Source organism: Streptomyces sp. NPDC048671, assembly GCF_055587045.1.
The window spans coordinates 218,243-236,606 of sequence record NZ_JBVJHB010000002.1 but is presented as its reverse complement, the minus strand read 5'-3'; the positions used below and the strand labels follow the sequence as shown (position 1 = coordinate 236,606).

15 protein-coding genes and 1 pseudogene are annotated in these 18,364 nt (G+C 69.4%); 7 read left to right on the top strand and 9 right to left on the bottom strand.

Annotated features, from left to right (window positions below; genetic code table 11):
• The first annotated feature begins 16 nt into the window (after window positions 1-16).
• Window positions 17-1,483 (top strand): FAD-dependent monooxygenase, encoded by a 1,467-nt coding sequence (locus ACZ6S6_RS05465; protein WP_469704083.1) that lies wholly within the window; start codon window positions 17-19, stop codon window positions 1,481-1,483.
• Between the two features lie 279 nt (window positions 1,484-1,762).
• Here the strand turns inward: ACZ6S6_RS05465 and ACZ6S6_RS05460 are convergent, their stop codons facing one another.
• Window positions 1,763-2,281 carry an ATP-binding protein gene (locus ACZ6S6_RS05460; RefSeq protein WP_362952780.1) on the bottom strand — a complete coding sequence of 173 codons (519 nt, stop codon included), beginning with the start codon at window positions 2,279-2,281 and terminating at the stop codon, window positions 1,763-1,765.
• Window positions 2,282-2,465: 184 nt separating this feature from the next.
• Between ACZ6S6_RS05460 and ACZ6S6_RS05455 the strand changes: the two genes are divergently transcribed.
• Window positions 2,466-2,693: a DUF397 domain-containing protein gene (locus ACZ6S6_RS05455; RefSeq protein WP_469704243.1), complete on the top strand. Its 228-nt coding sequence runs from the start codon at window positions 2,466-2,468 to the stop codon at window positions 2,691-2,693.
• Window positions 2,694-2,786: 93 nt separating this feature from the next.
• Complete coding sequence (locus ACZ6S6_RS05450) at window positions 2,787-3,719, top strand: helix-turn-helix domain-containing protein (protein ID WP_362952784.1); 933 nt, start codon at window positions 2,787-2,789, stop codon at window positions 3,717-3,719.
• Between the two features lie 13 nt (window positions 3,720-3,732).
• Here ACZ6S6_RS05450 and ACZ6S6_RS05445 read toward each other — a convergent pair whose 3' ends face one another.
• From ACZ6S6_RS05445 to ACZ6S6_RS05435, 3 genes and pseudogenes are all read right to left on the bottom strand, one after another.
• The gene (locus ACZ6S6_RS05445; RefSeq protein WP_469704082.1) at window positions 3,733-4,554 is read right to left on the bottom strand and encodes an SAM-dependent methyltransferase; all 822 of its coding nucleotides are present in this window, start codon (window positions 4,552-4,554) and stop codon (window positions 3,733-3,735) included.
• Window positions 4,555-5,198: 644 nt separating this feature from the next.
• Window positions 5,199-6,287, bottom strand: a complete 1,089-nt coding sequence (locus tag ACZ6S6_RS05440; protein WP_469704081.1) for a helix-turn-helix domain-containing protein — start codon at window positions 6,285-6,287, stop codon at window positions 5,199-5,201.
• A 698-nt stretch (window positions 6,288-6,985) separates the two neighbouring features.
• A pseudogene (locus tag ACZ6S6_RS05435) lies at window positions 6,986-7,279 on the bottom strand (VOC family protein); the annotation flags it as partial.
• Window positions 7,280-7,810: 531 nt separating this feature from the next.
• Between ACZ6S6_RS05435 and ACZ6S6_RS05430 the strand changes: the two are divergent.
• Window positions 7,811-8,524 carry a tectonin domain-containing protein gene (locus ACZ6S6_RS05430; protein ID WP_469704080.1) on the top strand — a complete coding sequence of 238 codons (714 nt, stop codon included), beginning with the start codon at window positions 7,811-7,813 and terminating at the stop codon, window positions 8,522-8,524.
• Between the two features lie 386 nt (window positions 8,525-8,910).
• Here ACZ6S6_RS05430 and ACZ6S6_RS05425 read toward each other — a convergent pair whose 3' ends face one another.
• Window positions 8,911-9,840: an adenosine kinase gene (locus tag ACZ6S6_RS05425; protein WP_469704079.1), complete on the bottom strand. Its 930-nt coding sequence runs from the start codon at window positions 9,838-9,840 to the stop codon at window positions 8,911-8,913.
• 326 nt (window positions 9,841-10,166) lie between these two features.
• Here ACZ6S6_RS05425 and ACZ6S6_RS05420 point away from each other — a divergent pair, with 326 nt between their 5' ends.
• Together ACZ6S6_RS05420 and ACZ6S6_RS05415 are read left to right on the top strand one after the other, a co-directional pair.
• Complete coding sequence (locus tag ACZ6S6_RS05420) at window positions 10,167-10,574, top strand: YciI family protein (RefSeq protein WP_469704078.1); 408 nt, start codon at window positions 10,167-10,169, stop codon at window positions 10,572-10,574.
• 8 nt (window positions 10,575-10,582) lie between these two features.
• Complete coding sequence (locus ACZ6S6_RS05415; protein ID WP_469704242.1) at window positions 10,583-11,731, top strand: RNA polymerase sigma factor; 1,149 nt, start codon at window positions 10,583-10,585, stop codon at window positions 11,729-11,731.
• A gap of 47 nt (window positions 11,732-11,778) precedes the next feature.
• Here ACZ6S6_RS05415 and ACZ6S6_RS05410 read toward each other — a convergent pair whose 3' ends face one another.
• Window positions 11,779-12,522 carry a GntR family transcriptional regulator gene (locus tag ACZ6S6_RS05410; protein ID WP_362952796.1) on the bottom strand — a complete coding sequence of 248 codons (744 nt, stop codon included), beginning with the start codon at window positions 12,520-12,522 and terminating at the stop codon, window positions 11,779-11,781.
• Window positions 12,523-12,798: 276 nt separating this feature from the next.
• On the opposite strand from ACZ6S6_RS05410, the gene ACZ6S6_RS05405 reads away from it, so the two are divergent.
• Window positions 12,799-14,244, top strand: coding sequence for a glyceraldehyde-3-phosphate dehydrogenase (locus ACZ6S6_RS05405; RefSeq protein ID WP_362952798.1), 1,446 nt, complete (start codon window positions 12,799-12,801; stop codon window positions 14,242-14,244).
• 66 nt (window positions 14,245-14,310) lie between these two features.
• On the opposite strand, the gene fusA is transcribed toward ACZ6S6_RS05405, so the two are convergent.
• From fusA to ACZ6S6_RS05390, 3 genes are all read right to left on the bottom strand, one after another.
• The gene (fusA, locus tag ACZ6S6_RS05400; protein WP_469704077.1) at window positions 14,311-16,422 is read right to left on the bottom strand and encodes an elongation factor G; all 2,112 of its coding nucleotides are present in this window, start codon (window positions 16,420-16,422) and stop codon (window positions 14,311-14,313) included.
• Between the two features lie 422 nt (window positions 16,423-16,844).
• Window positions 16,845-17,150, bottom strand: coding sequence for a hypothetical protein (locus ACZ6S6_RS05395; protein ID WP_362952802.1), 306 nt, complete (start codon window positions 17,148-17,150; stop codon window positions 16,845-16,847).
• A gap of 103 nt (window positions 17,151-17,253) precedes the next feature.
• Window positions 17,254-18,153, bottom strand: coding sequence for a DUF2510 domain-containing protein (locus ACZ6S6_RS05390; RefSeq protein ID WP_469704076.1), 900 nt, complete (start codon window positions 18,151-18,153; stop codon window positions 17,254-17,256).
• Window positions 18,154-18,364: the final 211 nt, after the last annotated feature.

The following is an 18,364-nucleotide window of genomic DNA, read 5'->3' as shown; positions in this document are numbered from 1 at the left end:
TTCTTGAGGAGCTGCCATGGAGCACGAGCACGTAGTCATCGCAGGAGGCGGCCCCACCGGGCTGTGGCTGGCCGCCGAACTGCGGCTGGGCGGGACACCCGTCACCGTCCTGGAAACCCGCCGCGAGCGGGATCCCCACTCCAAGGCCCTCACCATCCACCCGCGCACACTGGAGGTCCTGGCCATCCGGGGCGTGCTGGAGCCCTTCCTCGCGGAGGGGCGGCGCATCCCCAGCGGTCACTTCGGCGGGCTCGACGACCGGATGGACTTCGGGGCTCTCGACACCCCTTACCCCTTCACACTCGCCCTGCCGCAGGCCCGCACCGAGGAGCTGCTGGAGGAGCACGCGATCGCGGCGGGAGCCAAAATCCGGCGCGGGCACCAAGTGACCGGACTTACCCAGGACGAGGACGGGGTGAGCGTCGAGGCAACCGGCCCCGACGGCCCGTACACACTGCGCGCCGCCTACGTCGTCGGCTGCGACGGCACCCGAAGCACCGTGCGCGAGGCGGCGGGCATCGACTTCCCCGGCAACGACGCCACCACCTGGGGCTTCCTGGGTGACGTCGTCCTGGACAACCCGCCACAGGGAGCGGTGTCCGCCGTGTCGGGCCCGACAGGCGGCGTCATGATGGTCCCGATGCCGGGCGGCATCCACCGGATCGTCGGCGGTGACCCGGACAGCACCGGTACCGGCTACCCCGGCGAACTCACCCTCGACGGGCTGCGCGCCAAGGTGACCCGGATCGCCGGCACCGACTTCGGCATGCGCGACCCCAGCTGGCTCTCCCGGTTCGGCAACGCCACCCGCCAGGCCGCCGAGTACCGCAGGGGCCGCGTCCTCCTCGCGGGCGACGCGGCGCACATGCACTACCCGGCCGGAGGCGTGGGCCTCAACGTCGGCGTCCAGGACGCCACGAACCTCGGCTGGAAACTGGCCGCCACGGTGGCAGGCACCGCCCCCGCCGGACTCCTGGACAGCTACCACACCGAACGCCACCCGGTCGGCGCCGACCTGCTGCTCAGCACCCGCGCCCAGACGGCACTGATGAACGCCTACTCGGCGGAGGGCCAGGACCTGCGCGCGCTGCTGAGCCAACTCATCGCCACCGTGCCCGAGTTCTCCCGAAGCCTGGCCGAACGGCTCTCCGCGCTGGCCGTCACCTACCCGGCCCCCGGACACCACCACCCCTTGACCGGCCGCCGCGCACCCAACCTCGAACTCTCCGACAGCACAGACCTCTTCACGCTGCTCCGGACCGGCAGCCACGTCCTGCTGCACTTCTCCGGCACCCCGGCACCGCCCTCCACCCCCCACGTGATCACGCACTCAGCACACCGGCCCGACCCGCGCCCCGCCTGGTCCACCGTGCGTGCCGCGCTCATCCGCCCCGACGGCCATGTCGCCTGGGCGAGCGAACAGCCCGACGCCGGAGTTCTGCGGGCCGAGGCGCACGCGGCGGCATCCGCCGCTCACCGCTGACCAGGACGCCGTCAATGGCCACGGCCACCTGGCCGTCGGCAGCCGGACTGTTCGCACCGGACTACTCCCAGACCCGCGGCCGTACTTCGGTCCGTGCTGTGTGAATTGTTGTGTGAATCGCTGTGAGGGGCTTCGGCCCGGAGGCGGCCAAGCCGTTGCCGGATTCCTCGCCCGCCAACAGGCAGCCACTCCGGGAAGCAATCGGCACACGCCGGTTGGGGATGTGGTGCGGGTGCGCGACGGGTGCCTTTGGCCACGGGCACGAAGCCGGTCCCTGGATCACGCGGGGGAGGGAGGTAAGGGCAGCCTGGCCCAGACGGCTTTGCCCATGCGGCCGGCGGGCTTCCAGCCCCAGTCCTCGCTGAGAGCACGCACGATCGGCAGACCGCGGTGGTGCTCGGCCAGTGGCGCGGGCGGGGTGAGACGAGGCCTGCGTTCGCTGGGGTCGTAGACGACACAGAGCAGGGTGTGCGGGCGGCGGGTGAGAGCGAGCCAGACGACAGGGACGTTGCCGTCAGGCAGGGGGGTACGACGGCGGCCGTGCCGGACTGCGTTGGCGACCAGTTCGGAGGCAATCTGGATGGCGTCTTCACGTACGGATTCCAGGCCCCAGCGTTGCGCGACGTCGGAGGTGAACTTCCGTGCGTCCTGGAGGCAGTCGGTTGTCCCGCTGACCCGGTGGGCGGCGAAGGGTGGTGCGCCCAGGCTCAGGTGCTCGGCGAGGCCGGCCTGGCCGATGGGGCGGCTGCCCCGCTCACGGACCTGTCGGCCGTGGAGCTGGCTCGGCGTGTTGGACATCTCTGACTCCCCGTCTCGGCACGTGCGGCGCGCCCTTCGCATTTTGTCCCGCTACCTGGCGCGCTAATGCTCGTTCCTGGAAGTGCAGCTGAAATTTCAGCACACGAAACCGCACGTCTGTTCACCTCATGGTTGTGCGAGGCGGACGCGGCGGTGTGCTGACAGGAATGGAGTGTGCGTGAAGATGCAGTTCAACGGTATGAATGCAGGGGCGGTCCCGGGGGCCGTGTGGCACAAGAGCGCCCGGAGCAACGCTGCGGGCAACTGCGTGGAAGTCGCCCGTCTGGAGGATGGAGATATTGCCGTGCGGAACTCGCGCTTTCCCTCGGGCCCGGCTCTCATCTACACCTCCGCCGAGATTCGGGCATTTCTCCTCGGCGTGAAGGACGGAGATTTCGACTTCGCCTTGTAGACAGGCTGTCAGGCTCAGGCCAGTACATGAATCCTGGGTTCTCACACTGGCATACTGTCGCCTCAGGGTATCGGGCCCAGGGGAGGTATCGGCATGACCGGCCAGCACTCGGAAGTCCTCTCGATACGCGGATTCGCACGGCGCCCGCATCTTGGCGCCGCTGCGCACCGCCGGGCCCTGGGTGAACACCTGAGGCGCTGCCGCAACAGCCGCAGCCTCACTGGTAAGGACGTAGCCAAGAACATCGGCACCTCCACACCCACAGTGAGCCGTCTGGAGAACGGTGACCGCACCGAGAACGCCGGTCAGTACGCCACCGCTCTCCTGCGCCTGTGCGGGATCACCGACCATCGGGAGCTCTCCCACGCACTGTCCATCGCACAGGAGGGGGAGCTCCCCGATGCCTGGGAGCACCACGGCAATTCCACCGCTCACTGGGTGAAACCACTCCTCGCCCTGGAGCCGGCGTCCCAGCGGATCATGTCCTATGAGCCACAGCTGGTTCCGGGCTGGCTCCAGACACCCGAGTACGCGCAGCTCGTCGTCCGTGCCGGGTTTCCCTACGCCTCGCAGCACGAGATCGAGGCACGCGCCCACGCCCGAGTCAGGCGACTGGCCATGTTCCACCGCGACCAGGACCCGCCCGCGCTCGTGGCCGTCATGGACGAGGACGTGCTCCGTCGGCCGGTTGGTAGCCCCGGCGTGCTGTACCGACAGATTGAGCATCTGATCGACCTGCTCAAGGGCGGCCTGCGCCACCGCATCAACCTCTACATTGCGCCGCTCTCGATGGGCATGGCCGGGGCCGTGGGGCATCCGATCGTGCACCTGCGGTTCGCCGACGAGCTGCTGTCCGACTTCGTCTACCTCGAGCAGAGCGAGAGCGCCCTGTGCGTAGAGAAGCCGCAAGAGGCGGAGCGGTACCGCTCACGGATCTTCACGCTCTCCGGCATGGCCCATCCCGCCAACCTGACTCTGACCCTGCTGGAGGACCGGCTCGACGAACTCGCCAACGGCCGTTCCTGAGCGGGCGGGACGCTCAGCCGACCAGGCCGGCCCCGCCGAACTCCTCCCACTCGAAACTGCGCTGAGGCGGGGCCGCGGCAGTCTCGGCGGGCCGCCACCGGGACACTTCCACCAGCCCGGGATCCAGCACCGTGAGATCGCTGTCCCGGAAGTAGCCCTGAACATCGGCCTGAGTGCGCACGCGTCCCCAGTGCCCCCGGGTCTCCCGGTTCATGAACTCGGAGACACCGTCACGCACCTGCCGGCTTTCGCTCACCAACTGGCAGATCACCATGATGCTTCCGCTCGCCAGCCGACTCCTGACTCTGCGGATCAACTCCAACGGCTGGTCGTCATCGGGGATGCAGTGCAGAACTGATACGAACAGCGCGGCGACCGGCTGACGGAAATCGATCAGCCGTGTCACCGGCTCGCTGCCGAAGATCTCCTCTGTGTCCCGCATATCGGCCTGCAGCACCGCAGTACGGTCATTGGTCTCCAGGAGCGCCCCACCCACACTGCGCACGATCGGGTCGGTATCGACATACACGACCCGCGACGAGGGATCCACACGCTGTGCGATCTCGTGCACGTTGTCCTGGGTGGGAAGGCCTGACCCGTGATCGATGAACTGGCGGATGCCGTAGTCCTCAGCGATCACGCGCACCACCCGCCGGAGAAATTCCCGGTTGTTCAGCGCCAGATGCTTCATGCTCGGCACTTGCTGTAAGAGGTGATCACACGCCGCGCGGTCCGCAGCGAAGTTGTCCTTCCCGTCCAGCAGATGGTCATACATCCGCGCGACGCTCGGTGTCTGCACGTTGACCCCGTAGGGCAGCTCATTGTCGGCCTGCATCGCATCCCCCGGGTGATCGCACGGCGCGGCCAGGTCGGCCCGCCCGGAAGAGGAAAGCCTAGTGAAATTTCATCGCCGACACGAGACCACGATCGGCTGACCTGAGCACAGCCTGACCATGCCGGAATCCCGAACAGCCAAAGAGCACAGCACGTTTCGGACAGCGTCGCCGACTCAGCGCCCCGGCATGCAGGAGCACGGGCCCGATGCCCCTGCCCCACGCAGAACGACCAGGAACTCACCGTGCGTCAGCCCCATGAGCTCCGCGGCCCGAGCGCTGTCCATCTGCAGACGGCCACGGAGCAGCAGCGCGTCGCTGCCGCCACGCCGACGACAGGAGCACACGGACTCAGAAGCCGTCTTCCCATCGATCTGATCCACGCTGTCGGCCAAGAATGTCCACGCCACCGCGGCCGGTTGGGAACAGCCCAACGCTGCCGACCAGTTCACCGCGAGAGCCGTCAACGTGTCTTCGACCGCCCGCTCAGCGGGCTCACGCGAGCCCAGCCTCGCCTGGGCGTACGCGAGATAAGCCTCCCGGTACAGCGCCCTGAACGCGTGGAAGGCAACCACCGCGGTCCGATCCGCCCTGATATCGGGAGAGGACGCCCGGAACTTGGGACAGACGTGCTGCTGTGCTGCCGTCATGTCGACTGCCTCGTCGCCACCGTCGGATCACTGACCAGGCCGGAGACATGGGAGTCGTCCGTCATCAGAAAGCTGTAGTGAATCGCCTCCCACAACGGTTTGAAGTCTGCGGCATGACCTCCCAGCGCAGTCACAAGAGAACCGAGGATCTCCCACTCGGGCACCGCATCCCCCTCAAGCACCGGCGTGACAAGCTCCACGGGCACGCGCCCCTTACTGCGCCGGTTGATCTGTTGCGGGGTGGGCCTTGCCGCGGAAAGGTGCAGCCCCCGAAGGCCGGCCTTCAGCGAGGCGATGTGGTCAAGCACCGTCTGCCGGGGTTGCTGGGTCACTCCGTGGGCCACCTCGCACAGCAGCCTCAGTTCCCGCGGTTCCTGGCCGAGAATGCCGCACAGATGACACACCAAGTCCCAGGACGGAAGACGCTCCCCCGACAGGACACGGGAGATGAAAGAAGGGGAGAGCATCGTGTGGTCGGCGATCCTGCGGATGCTGAAACCGCTCTCCCGCTGGATCTGAGAGAGGGCCGCGGCCAGGCGTTGACGTGCAGTGGCTGTCCCCTCGGCGTCCCGCACGGCCTTGGTCTGGCCCTCACCGTGGTGCAACGAGGAAAAAGCCCGGGGAGCAGGCAGCGGGGCGGCCCGCTGAGCGAGCGCCCGATGATCCAGCATGCGCCGAACACGATCCGAACTCCACTTGGCCCGTGCAGTCTCAGCTGTCACGTTCGTCGCCCGCGCCACGTCATCCCACTTCGCACCACGCACCCGGTTGGCACGCACCTCCGCCGCAAGGAAACAGTCGACCTCGTGCTGCACCGCCCGCGCGCGCCGCACCTGCTCTGCGAGTTCCTCGCCCCGGTACGCGGACTCCAGCAGCGCACCCGCCAGACGGTGCAGCTCGGCAGCGATCTCCTGCCCCAGCGAACGCCGGTCATCCCTGACACCCGTCCGCTCCTGCTCACGCCGGCGCTGCGCCTGGCGCCGATGCCCCTCGTCACAGTAAGAGCGCCGACGCCCAGGACCGATCACCTCCGGCAGTTCAGCACCGCAGAAGCCACAGGCGCGCTTCGCACCGTTTCCCGGCATTTCGGTCGTACCTCTTTCGCGCTGACCGGGCCGCCTCCCGGCCCACACATCCGGAAGACGGCGATCTGGATCTGATTACTCCACTTCCATCAGGGGCAAGTTCCGTCCCGAGACAGACGATTCACACCCCTGTGGCCGCCGCACGGGGCAGCAGCCGGCGAGCAACCATCAGTCGGCGCGGGCCCACAGCCAGGAGGAACGCGAGCCACGGCATGCCGATGCGATCACTCCGGACGCGCCCTTGCCACACACCCCTGCCCAAGCGCCTCCCGCAGGACTGAGCCGAGGAGCAACAAGTGCGAACACCGCATCAAGATTGAACGTGACAACGCAGGCACGGAGCCGTGCGAAATGAGGCCTCACAGAGTTACCGTCGTTATCACCCTGAGGCGCTGCGGTGCCTCGGATCGCATATCGAAAAGACATGAGCTTCCCCCGCGGGATCTCGTAGCTGGACGGAATGCTGAAGGGGGCGCGGGTTCTTAGGTTGACACGCCCGGTCCCGTGCCCCCTCCCATCCGTGACCCTAGCCCCGCCAAGTGCCCCTGCGCCACGCACTCATGTCGTAATCCGATATACCTGCCCGGTATGTGAATGTGAATCGCACAGGCGGTGGCGAAGTGAACGGGATGTCGAATATATGGCTTAAGAAGCCGCTCTTATTCGAACAATAGTGGTCGCCGTTCTTGCCTTTTTGTTCAACTGGCTGATGCGTTCGCAGGAAACCAGCCGCTGGAATTTCGGCCCGGCGTTCCCGGCCGACCCAGTGCGAACCGGGATGCCCGCCTCGGGGACATGTCGTTGGGGCCTTCGCTGACCGAGCCGCCCAGCGCCGCCACCCGGCCGAGCGTCTCGTCGACGTCGTCGACACCGATGCTGAGCAGGATCCGCGAAGCCGCCCCGGTCCCCGGGTTCTCCTTGGCCACCAGCCCGAGGCCGGTGTCGCCGATGCGCAGGCCGAGGTAGAAGGCCGGGCCTTGCGCCGGTACCCGGTCATGGCGCCTTGCTGCCTCATGCGGCCGTACGCTTCCCGCTGCGTGAGGCCGTGGTGTCCGGTGTGGTTTGCCGGGTTCAGGTCCGCCGGGGAAGTGCGGTCTGCGGCGAGATGGGCCGACGACGACCTGGGCGACAGCACGTGGGCGGAGCTCGGCGCAGCCGCCGGAACACCCGACGGCTGCGCCGAGTAGTGCGGGCCGGGGCGGCGCTCCACCGTCACCCGTGCCGTAGCCGTAGCCGTAGCCGAAGCGCGTGCCGGGCCAAGACCTCCGGGCTCCGGCTGGTGGGAAGCCGTCCCGGCGGGAGACACGACCCGGCACTCGTGTCGATCCCCTCTGAGGGCGACAGCGCTTCCAGCCGGAATACTCCCGGCCGAGCCGCTCCCGCACGCACGCCGCAAGGCTATAGCGACCCAAACACTGATTTACTGGCTTGTTTCATGCAAGAACAAGTATTCACCCCCTGTATCGGCCCGTCGGATCACCGAGAATGGCAGTCAACACCGGTTCGACGAAGGGGAATTGGTCATGGCGGATTGGGTGAAGGTCGCGGGCGGTCTCACTGCCATCTCGGCGGGCTCCAGGACGACGGTATGGGGCGTGAACGGGGCGAGCGCCATCTACCGGTACACGAACTACGACGCCAACCCGTGGATCAACATCCCGGGGGCACTGAGTGACATCGGCGCCGCGGCCGACGGCACGGTATGGGGCGTCAACGGCGGCAACCAGATCTTCCGGTACGCCGGGGACCAGGGGGCCGCGAACCCGTGGACGAGCATCACCGGCAGCCTGGTCCGTATCGACGCGGGCTCCAGGACGAACGTGTGGGGGGTCGACTCCGCCAACGCCATCTACCGGTACACCAACCTTGACGCCAACCCGTGGATCAAGGTCCAGGGGGCGCTGAGCGACATCGGCGCGGGCGCCGACGGCACCGTGTGGGGTGTCAACGGCGGCAACCAGGTCTTCCGGTACACCGGGGACCAGGACAGCTCGAATCCGTGGAAGAGCGTCTCCGGCAGCCTCAGGCGCATCGCGGTGGGATCCCGGACGAACGTGTGGGGTGTCGATCCCGCCGGCAGCATCTACCGGTACACCAACAACGACGCCAGCGGCGCCAACCCGTGGATCAAGATCCCCGGCACCGCCACCGACATCGCCGCCGGCGCCGACGGCACCGTGTGGCACATCAACAGCGGCGCCGAGATCTACCGGTACACCGGAGACCAGCCGAGCTGATCACCGTCGGCCGGGTCCGGGATGGAAGGAGGAGAAGCGGCAGGCGAACCGACCGCCGCCGGGGAAGCCGTGAAGGTCTTTTCGCCTCGTTCGCGAGGCGTGGGGGACAGCACCAGAGACCATGGCTTCCCGAACGGCCGTACTCGGCAGCCTTGCCGAAGCAGGGCTGAAGGACGCCTGTAGCGGGTCGCGGCGGCGCGCGTGGGTCAGCGGCGGGCGGGCGGCCGCAACCCGTCGAGGACGACGCCGAGAGTCTTGGCCTGTACGGGCGTTTCCCACCCGGCGTAGGCGGCGTCCCGCACCCGACGCCACGGCACTGTCATCGCCCGTCGGCGCCGCGGCAGGGCACCCGTCGCCGTGCCGTCCCCGTGACCGCCGTCCCCGTCTCAGCCGCTCGCGGTCGCCGGGGACCCCGTCAGCCTGGCGATCTCCGCGATCAGTCCGGCGCGGTCGATGGCGTCGCTCCCGGTGGCCGGGACGGTGCAGGCGTACGCGCCTGCCACCGAGCCGTAGAGAGCGCAGCGGCCCAGGTCCTCGCCCGTCAGCCGGCCGAAGAGGAAGCCGGAGGCGAAGGCGTCGCCCGCCCCGTTGGAGTCGACCACCGGCTTTCGCGGCTCGACCACCGGAACGTGGGCCGGCCCGTCGGCGGTCAGCAGGTACGCGCCCTCGGCCCCCGCGGTGGCGATCACGGCCTCGGCCCGCCCCCGCTCCAGGATCCGGCGCATGGTCTTCTCCTTGTCGGCCAGGGCGGCCGTGGACACGAAGACGATGTCCGCGCCGTAGGCGAACGGCTCGTGATACGGGTTCTCGCCGTCCCAGTCGTGGAGGTCGGTGGAGACGGTGAGACCCGCTTCGCGCAGTTGGGGGAGGGCGAAGGCGCACGGATACGTGAGGGAGACGTGTGCGTGGCGGCTTGCCGACGCCAGGGACCGGACCAGCTCCTCGGGCAGGCGGTCGGACTCCTGGGAGCGGCTGTCGTCGTAGAGGGAGAGCCGCCGTCCGTCGGGGGCCACGAGATTGACGGCCCGCTTCGTCCCGCCGGGCAGGGGCACTTCGGTGAACCCGATGCCGTGGTCCCGGTGGAAGGCCCGGACGAGATCACCGGAGGGGTCGTCCCCGATCATGTCGAGGTGATGCGTACGCAGGCCCAGCGCACTCAGGCCCAGCGCCACGAAGTCGCCGGTCTGTCCGGCGCGGGTCTCGATGCCCGGCCGGATCATGTAGCTGTCGGCGTACGGAAGCGGCAGCTCGGGGACGTACACGATCGTGTCGACGCCCGACCCTCCTAGGACGAGGACGTCGTATTCGCTGCTCATCGCTGTTCCTCTCGCACACGAGGGGCGGGCCGGTAACCACCGTTGACCGCAGGTGAGTCAAGCAGCCGGCGGCGATCCGGGCAAGAAGTTGCAGGGTTTTGCGGCAAGGTCTTGCGGTCCGGCCCCGACATGGACACAGCCGTCGTTCCGTCTCTCCGGACCCCGTACGCGGGGCCTTCTCGTGATTCAGTTGGCCGGCAGCCGCTGATCTCAACCCATGAGAGTCAGAAGAAACCGGCCGGCGATGTCGAGAACCCGTGACCGGCTCCGTCCCCGCAGTGAACGCGACCGAAAGAACGGTTCGCACCAGCGCCGAGGAGAACACCATGGCCAAGTACCTGCTTCTCAAGCACTACCGCGGCGCCCCGGCCGCAGTCAACGACGTCCCCATGGACCGGTGGACGCCGGAGGAGATCTCGGCCCACATGCGGTACATGAACGACTTCGCGGCCCGGCTGGAGGGGACCGGCGAGTTCGTCGACGGCCAGGCGCTCGCCCCCGAGGGGACGTTCGTCCGGTACGACGGCGAGGGCCGCCCGCCGGTCACCGACGGGCCGTTCGCGGAGACCAAGGACCTCATCGCCGGCTGGATGGTGATCGACGTCGACAGCTACGAGCGCGCGGTCGAGCTGGCCGGAGAACTGTCGGCCGCCCCCGGGGCGGGCGGGAAGCCCATCCACGAGTGGCTTGAGCTGCGCCCGTTCCTGACCGCGCCGCCCACCATCACGGAGTGACCTCGCCGATGGACGAGGCCCTGCTCCGGAGCCTCACGCCGAGCGTGCTCGGGATCCTCGTCCGCCGCGGAGCCGACTTCGCGGCGGCCGAGGACGCCGTGCAGGACGCGCTGGCCGAGGCCGTCCGCGTCTGGCCGGCCGACCGGCCGCGGGACCCGAAGGGCTGGTTGGTCACCGTGGCCTGGCGCCGGTTCCTCGACGCGGCGCGGGCAGACACCGCACGCCGCCGGCGCGAGGATCTCGTCGACGAGGAGCCGGTGCCCGGACCAGCCTCCGCGGTGGATGACACGCTCCAGCTCTACTTCCTGTGCGCGCACCCGTCGCTGACGCCGTCGTCCGCCGTCGCGCTCACGCTGCGTGCCGTCGGGGGGCTGACCACCCGCCAGATCGCCCAGGCCTACCTGGTGCCCGAGGCGACCATGGCGCAGCGCATCAGCCGGGCCAAGCGCACCGTCTCCGGTGTGTCGTTCGACCGGCCCGGTGATGTCGCCACCGTGCTGCGCGTCCTCTACCTGGTCTTCAACGAGGGCTACTCCGGCGACGTCGACCTCGCCGCCGAGGCCATCCGGCTCACCCGGCAGCTCGTGGCCGCGGTCGACCACCCCGAGGTGGCGGGGCTGCTCGCACTCATGCTGCTCCACCAGGCCCGGCGCGCCGCCCGGACCGCGGCCGACGGCAGCCTGGTGCCGCTGGCCGAGCAGGATCGCGGCCGCTGGGACACCGAGTTGATCGCCGAGGGTGTCGAGATCCTCCAAGCGGCCCTCGCCCGTGACCGGCTGGGTGAGTTCCAGGCCCAGGCAGCCGTCGCGGCGCTCCACGCCGACGCTCCCACCGCCGAGGAGACCGACTGGGTTCAGATCGTCGAGTGGTACGACGAGCTCGTCCGGCTGACCGACAGCCCGGTCGCCCGGCTCAACCGTGCCGTGGCCGTAGGCCAGGCCGACGGACCGCGCGCAGGCCTGACGGCGCTCGCGGCGCTTGACGACTCACTGCCCCGGTACGCCGCGGTGGCCGCGTACCTCCATGAGCGCGACGGCGACCACGCGACGGCGGCACGGCTGTACGCCGAGGCTGCCCGGAAGGCGCCGAATCTCGCCGAGCGCGACCACCTGACGTACCAGGCCGCCCGGCTCAACGCCCGAAGCCCCGGCCGCTGACGCGAGGGCGGTCCGCCGATGCCCGGCCCGCAGCGCGGCAGCGCGGTTCATTGCGCGGTCAGCGTCATCTCGAACGAGTAGCGGGACGCCCGGTAGAGGTGCGAGCCGAACTCCACCGGCCGTCCCGCGTCTCCGAGGACCGTGCGCTCCATGGTGAGCAGGGTGCCGCCGCGGGACTCGCCCAGCAGCCGGGACTCCGCCGCGGTGGCCCGGCGGGCCCCGATGGTCTGGTCGGCGGTCCGCAGGGCGATACCGGCCCGCCTGAGCAGTTCGTAGAGGCCGTGCCCGGTGAGTTCCTCCTCGGTCAGACCCAGGAGGTCCGCCGGCAGGTGGTTCTCCATGACCGCTATGGGCTCGTCGTCCGCGTAGCGCAGCCTGCGCAGCGCCACGGTGTCCGCGCCGGGAGCGAGTTTGAGGGCGGCCGCGACCTTGGCGGCGGCGGGCACGGTCCGCATCGACAGCAATTCGGTGCGCGGCCGCCGGCCGTCGCGCTTGAGGTCCTCGAACAGGCTGGTCAGCTCGATCTGCCTGCGTACCCGGTTGTTGACGACCTGGGTGCCCACGCCCCGCTTGCGCGCGAGCAGTCCCTTGTCCACCAGGTGCTGCATGGCCTGGCGCATGGTCGGGCGGGAGAGTCCGAACTGGTCCGCGAGAGAGATCTCGTTCTCCAGCCGCGTCCCCGGCGCCAGCGTGCCGGACTCGATGAGTTGTTGAAGCTGCTGTGCGACCTGGAAGTACAGCGGCACCGGGCTGCTCCGGTCAATGGTGATCAGCCTGGTGATCGACTCCATGTGGGCTCCTCAAGACGTTGTGCCACCCGTTCAGTATGCCGCACATTCGACTCAAGCTCTGTACGTGTATATGTCAGAACAAGTACGTGACGGAACCAATGCCGCCCCGCCCCGGTGACGCCGTCAGCCGGCCAGGTCCGTCCCCGAGAGCACCACCTCATGTCTGCCGGTGTGTACGCGATCCAGGGCGGCGGGAGGCCGTGGGCGGCACCGTTTGGGTGATCGAAACAACAGCGGGTTACCATATGAGCGCCCCCTAGCTCGAAAGATAAACCTGTGACTGTCAATGACGACTCGTTCACCAACTGGAAGAACCGCGAGGAGATCGCGGAGTCGATGATCCCGATCATCGGGAAGCTGCACCGGGAGCGGGACGTCACCGTCCTGCTGCACAGCCGCTCCCTGGTGAACAAGTCGGTGGTCAGCATTCTCAAGACCCACCGGTTCGCCCGGCAGATCGCCGGTGAGGAACTCTCGGTCACCGAGACGCTGCCGTTCCTGAAGGCACTCACCACCCTGGATCTCGGCCCCTCCCAGATCGACATCGGGATGCTCGCCGCGATGTACCGGACCGACGACCGCGGTCTCTCCGAGGCGGAGTTCACCGCCGGGGCCGTCGCCGGCGCCACGGGGGCCGACAGGATCGAGCGCCGCGAGCCGCGCGATGTCGTCCTCTACGGATTCGGCCGCATCGGCCGCCTCCTCGCCCGGCTGCTCATCGAGAAGGCCGGCTCCGGCAACGGCCTGCGGCTGCGTGCCATCGTCGTCCGCAAGGCGGCCGGCCAGGACATCGTCAAGCGCGCCTCACTGCTGCGCCGCGACTCGATCCACGGCCAGTTCCAGGGCACGATCACCGTCGACGAGGCGAACAACAAGATCATCGCCAACGGCAACGAGATCAAGGTCATCTACTCCGACGACCCGACGACGGTGGACTACACGGCGTACGGGATCAAGGACGCCGTCCTCATCGACAACACCGGCAGGTGGCGCGACCGCGAGGGGCTGTCACAGCACCTGCGCCCCGGCGTCGCCAAGGTCGTCCTCACCGCGCCGGGCAAGGGCGACGTCCCCAACGTCGTCCATGGCGTCAACCACGACATGATCAAGCCGGACGAGCAGATCATCTCCTGCGCCTCCTGCACCACCAACGCGATCGTCCCGCCGCTGAAGGCCATGGCGGACGAGTACGGCGTCCTGCGCGGTCACGTGGAGACGATCCACTCGTTCACCAACGACCAGAACCTGCTGGACAATTACCACAGCTCCGACCGCCGCGGCCGCTCGGCGCCGCTCAACATGGTCATCACCGAGACCGGTGCGGCGTCCGCCGTGGCCAAGGCGCTGCCCGACCTCGACGCGACGATCACCGGAAGCTCGATCCGGGTCCCGGTGCCGGACGTCTCGATCGCGATCCTCAGCCTGAAGCTGGGGCGCGAGACCACCCGCGCCGAGGTCCTCGACCACCTCCGCGAGGTGTCGCTCACGTCGCCGCTCAAGCGCCAGATCGACTTCACCACCGCCCCGGACGCGGTCTCCAGCGACTTCATCGGCTCGCGCCACGCCTCGATCGTCGACGCCGGCCCCACCCAGGTCGACGGCGACAACGCGATCCTCTACCTCTGGTACGACAACGAGTTCGGCTACTCCTGCCAGGTCGTCCGGGTCGTCCAGCACGTCTCCGGGGTGGAGTACCCGACCTTCCCCGTCCCCGTGCTCTGACCCCGCCGTCCTACCCCGTGTGCGGGCAGCCCGGGGGCTGCCCGCACACGGGACCGGTCGCGCGGACTACCGGGCCGGTGCCCTTCCCGGCACCGTGCCCGGTGCCGTCCTCGGTGCCGGGGCGTAGCCCGTGGCCCGGGTGGTGAACGTCCCGCGTCCCTGGGTCCGGCTGCGCAGCCGGGTCGCGTAACCGAACAGTTCGGCCAGCGGCACGGTCGCCGTGATCACTGCCGTACCGGGCCGCGCGGTGGAGCCGGACACCTGGCCACGCCGTGCGGCCAGGTCGCCGAGCACCCCGCCGACGGCGTCGTCGGGCACGGTGACCGTGACCTCGGCCACCGGTTCCAGCAGCACCATCGCGCAGGCGCGCAGCGCCTCCCGGAGCGCGAACCGCCCGGCGGTGCGGAAGGCCATCTCCGAGGAGTCCTTGGGATGGGTGGCGCCATCGGTCAGCGTCACCCGCACCCCGGTCACCGGATGCCCGCCCACGGGACCCTCGACCAGGGCGTCCCGGCAGCCGGCCGCCACCGCCCGGACGTACTCCTGCGGCACCCGGCCGCCGACGACGGCCGAGCGGAACACGAACTCCGCCCCGCCCTCACCGTCCTGGCCATCGGCGGGCCCCAACGGCTCGACGTCGAGGACGACATGGGCGAACTGCCCAGCGCCTCCGTCCTGCTTGACGTGCCGGTACACCAGACCCGACACACCGCGCACGACCGTCTCCCGGAAGGCGACCTGCGGCCGGCCGACCCGGACCTCCAGCCCATGGGCGAGGCGGATCTTCTCCGCCGCCACCTCCAGATGGAGTTCACCCATGCCCGAGAGCACCGTCTGACCCGTCTCGGGGTCCGTCCGCACCGCCAGCGACGGGTCCTCCTCGGCCAGCCGTGCCAGTGCCGACATCAGCCGCTCCGTGTCGGTGCTCCGGCCGGCCTCGACCGCGACCGACACGACCGGATCGGCCACGCCGGGCGGTTCGAGGACCAACGGGGCATCCGGCGCGCACAGGGTGGCGCCGGCACGGGCGGCCTTGAGACCGATCACCGCGACGATGTCCCCGGCCACCGCCTCGTCCACATCGACATGCCGGTCCGCCTGGATCCGCAGGATCCGGCCGACGCGCTCGCTGCGCCGCGCACCCGCGTCCAGCACCGTGTCCCCCTTTCTGAGCGTGCCCGAGTACACCCGCAGACTGGTCAGTCGTCCCGTCGCGGTCGCGGTCACCTTGAACGCCAGCGCGGCGAACGGAGCCGCCGGATCGGCGGCCCGCTCCCGCACCTCGTCGCCGAGTGTGCCGCGTACGGGCGGCACGTCCAGCGGAGAGGGCAGATAGGCCACGACCGCGTCCAGCAGCGGCTCGATACCGCGGTTGCGGTAGGCCGAACCGCACAGCACGACGACACCCTCCCCGGTACGGGTCAGATCGCGCAACGCCGCGGCCAGCGTCTGTGCGGAGAGCGTGGAGCGCGCGCAGAACTCCTCCAGGGCGACCGGATGGAGCTCGGCCACCGTCTCCTCCAGCAGCCGCCGGCGCCGTTGTGCCTCCTCCCGCAGCGCATCGGGCACCGCTCTCTCCTCGTACGCGTCACAGCCGTCGGCCCAGACCAGTGCCCGCATGCGCGGCAGATCCACCACTCCGGTGAACCGCTCCTCGTCCCCGATCGGAAGCTGGACCACCAACGGGACCGTGTGCAGCCGCTCCCGGATCGAGGCGACCGCCGCGTCGAGGTCGGCGCCCACACGGTCGAGCTTGTTGACGAAGGCGATGCGCGGCACGGCGTGCCGGTCTGCCTGACGCCACACCGACTCGCTCTGCGGCTCCACACCCGCGACCGCGTCGAACACCGCGATCGCACCGTCGAGCACCCGCAGCGAACGCTCGACCTCGTCGGCGAAGTCGACGTGCCCCGGAGTGTCGATCAGATTGATCCGGTGGTCCGCCCACGTACAACTCACCGCAGCGGCGGAGATGGTGATGCCCCGGTCGCGTTCCTGCGAGTCGAAGTCGGTGATGGTCGTGCCGTCATGGACCTCGCCGCGCTTGTGGGTGGTGCCGGTGGCGTAGAGGATGCGTTCGGTGACGGTCGTCTTGCCGGCGTCGACGTGGGCGAGGATGCCCAGATTGCGAACGCCGTTCAGTGCGCTGGTGAGATGACGGTTCAGTTCGGTACGCACGGTCCGTGGCCCTTCGGGATGATCCGGAAGAAGACGGCGCGATCCCCGGACGAAGAGGCCTGTGTCCAGGCCCGCGGAACCCTTGGGCACGGCGCGCCGCACGGGGCGTCGCCGCGTTGATGGCCCGTCAGGAAACGGACAGGGTTCAGGTGTTCGTCACGGGTGTCCGGGGCCGGCCGCGCAGCCGGCGCCGGGCCGGGGTAGACACCAGGATCACCTCGTACCGCGACAGGGGAACGACGACAGCGGTGCGGTAGCGCACGGCGGGTCTCCCCTCACTGGCTCACGGTGCGCGCCGGGACGTGATGGGCGGCGCGCGATTTCATGAGGAGTCTAGGGAAGCGGGTACGGGTGAGGGAACCGGTTTTCCGGGGGAGGCCGGTGCTGTCGCCGGGCCGTAGCCGTCCGGGGACGGATCCGTGTCACAGCGAAGCGAACTGAGACGCATCCCCGGCGGTGCCGCAGCGAAGGGCACCAGGAGGCGTTCGGGGCTTCCGGGGCTTGCGGCACCGCCGGAGCGCGCGCCGGCCGCAGCCGCGCCACTCGGCGGGCGAGATGCCCGCGCCCCGGCCGCCCCGGGTGATCAGCGCGTTCACGGGCGTATGGGGGTCCAGTGCCATCGTCCGGGCCAGCAGGACCCCGATCACCAGCGGAGCCAGGGTGACTGCCAGCGTGGTGCCGGCACTGGTGACGTGCTGCATGCGGGGGCGCGGTGCGTCGGGAGCCATGGTCCCATTCGAGCAGCGACGGACCGGTGCCGGATCGGTCGGCGTACTCAGTCCGGACGGCCCGGGTACTCACCCGGGCCGTCCGGCGCCCCCGCGGGAGTGACTATGCCGTGGTGCCGGGGCCCGAACCCGTGCCCGAGGCGGCCTTGATGCCCTTGGTGATGTCGTCCAGGACGGACAGGGCCGGTGCCTTGGTGTTGATGTCGAAGCCCGAACGGACGACGATCAGCATGTTCTCGGCGTGAGGGGAGGGGAAGGCCAGCGACTCGACGTACCCGTCGTCGCCGTCCTTCGTCACGACCTTCCAGCGCACCCGGTAGCCCTGCTGGCCGGCCACCGTGACCGCCTCGGACTTCAGCTCCTGGTGCGAGGTGATGCCGCCGTAGACCTTCTCGCCGTACGACTCCTTCGCGTTGGTGGCGATGTCCTTCTCGGCCGTGGCCTTCGCGGTCTTGGTGCTCAGCTTCAGCGCCTCGGCCGGGACGGAGAACACTCCGCCGCGGACACACTTCTGCTCGGTGTCCCCCGGGCAGGCGTACGAACCCGTGGTCACCCCCGCTCCCATGCCCGACTCGCCCTTCCAGCCGTCAGGGACCGGGATGCTGATTCCGCTCGCCAGGTCCGTCGCGTAACCGTCCTCGATCTGCGGCTGCTGCTGCTCGGGGTTCTCGTTCCCGCCGCCGTTGTCGCCACTGCTGCCGCCCGGTGCGCCGGGCTGACGGCTGGGCGCCGGGGAGGGCGAGGTGGACGGTGCGGTGGCCGTGTTCTCCGTCTTCTTGCCGGCGTCGTCGGTCAGCAGGTACAGGCCGCCGCCGATGGCGGCGAGTACCACCACACCGGCGGTTATGCCGGCACCGATGCGTATCCGGCGGCTGCGGACGGTCGCCGGCGGCACGCGGAGGTGATCGGTCCACTGACTGCCGTCCCACCAGCGTTCCTGGATGGGGCCAAATCCTGTGTACCCGGGGTCTGGATGCCAGCCGGGCGGGCTCGTCTGCGTCACGGCAGCCACCGTAGCCGGGTTGCGTGAGAATCCGATGAACCAGGTGAACCGGATGAATTGGATGATCGGTTCCGGACCCGCCCGGCCCCGCTCCGGACCTGATTATGGTCTAGACAATTGATGGCGAAGCTCGCTAGCATCCGCGTCGGAGCGAGGTGGTCCTGAGGCAGCGATTCGCCCGGTCCGTCGGCCACGGCAGGATTGAGGGCAC